Below are 1,547 nucleotides of genomic sequence, written 5' to 3' on the forward strand. Positions count from 1 at the left end.
AACCCACTCTTCATGAGAACGCTTAGTCATATTAACTCCTGATGTGATAGTCAGACGTTAAAATAAGGGATCAATGAACGCAGTTGAAGATGTACTTGCTCGGACGGTTACCTTCAAAATCACAAGATGTCCGAAAATACAGCTTCGAGAGAACTGGACCTATCTGTTAAAAGAGATTCCTAATAGAACGATCTATTTCAGTCATTCCGATGTTGTTTTTTGGGCTAAAAGCGATCGTTTAGGTGTATTAGATCGTCTACTTGAGGGTTTCCGAGGTGCTTATTTAGTGCTTTAACAGTTTAACCCCGTTCAGTATCATATACCCCAATAAGATAAAGAATAAAATTTTTTCATTTAAAGGGCATGAGCACCAACGGTACGAAAACGTACGCTAAGGATTTAAACTGTCTCTTAAATCGATATAAAAGACATAATTTAGGCTATCTTTTGACGTATATAATATTATTATATATCAGACAATTATTGCTTAGCGTACAAAACCGTACCATTGGACTTCAAACTCCTTTAAATATTACTGCTTTAATTTATTTTAAATGGATATTCTTTAATGGAAAAACAAATCATAATAGTTTATTTTTTTATCGTTTTTTTTTGTGCACCAGTTTTTTCAGAAAACAAAAAGCTTACTCAATTTGGTTATTATGGACAAGTTGGTGTACCTCTAACCGCAGCCATAATCTCTTTATATGACGAAGATTATATTGGATTTGGTGAAGTGATTGAAGGAGCCGTATTCACATCTCTTGCAACATATGCATTAAAATACACTGTTAGAGAGGAGCGACCAGATGAATCTGATAAACTTTCTTTTCCTTCTGGCCATACTTCATCCGCAGCCCAAGGTGCTGCTTATCTTCAATTCAAATATGGGTGGAAATATGGATTGCCTGCTTATGCAATTACAGGTCTAGTGGGTTATTCACGAGTGCAGGCTAATAAGCATTATTGGCATGATGTTATCGCTGGAGCGTTACTGGGAACCGCGATACAATACGCCGTTACAGTTAAAGGTTATTCTTTCGTTAGCATTGCTCCTTATGTCGGCGACGATGAAGTTGGTTTGTTTGTCAGTGCTAAGTTTTAGTGCGGGGTATCATACTTCTTCATACTATTCTTACGTTATCCCTTTTATTTCAATCGAAAGGCAATAAACTCAGTTCATTTATCTAAATTTAGAATTCTTGATTTTTGTTACGTATTGAGCTGTCAGGCTCTCAACTTTTAACGATATCTGGCATGGTGATTTAAACCATTCTACAATCAGCCAAATAGAAAATCATTCAAAATCAATATTGGGTAATATACTCAATGCATGCATTTTTTTAGCATTATATTTTACCGCCCAATCTTGATACCAAAGTCTCACCGTTTCTTCTCCACATATTGAAGCTATATATTGTATCTGCTCTCTTAATTCCTTAGATTGCCATAATAACCGACACACTTTGGTATAGAAAAGAGGGTTAGCTGCCTATAAGCTTCAATCTCTCACAAAATCGGCCAAGGTTCTCAAATGAAAAACCAAT

1 protein-coding gene is annotated in these 1,547 nt (G+C 35.7%); it reads left to right on the forward strand.

All coding sequences use genetic code 11. The features are described from left to right. Positions 1-568: 568 nt before the first annotated feature. Positions 569-1,105 (forward strand): phosphatase PAP2 family protein, encoded by a 537-nt coding sequence (locus tag L2764_RS27130; protein ID WP_248943440.1) that lies wholly within the window; start codon positions 569-571, stop codon positions 1,103-1,105. Positions 1,106-1,547: the final 442 nt, after the last annotated feature.

The sequence above is a fragment of the Shewanella surugensis genome (genome assembly GCF_023284005.1).
GTDB classification, from domain to species: Bacteria; Pseudomonadota; Gammaproteobacteria; order Enterobacterales; family Shewanellaceae; genus Shewanella; species Shewanella surugensis.

Bases quoted from the DNA above. Each gene is read 5' to 3' on its own strand.
- L2764_RS27130 (WP_248943440.1), top strand. From the start codon at position 569: ATGGAAAAACAAATCATAATAGTTTATTTTTTTATCGTTTTTTTTTGT.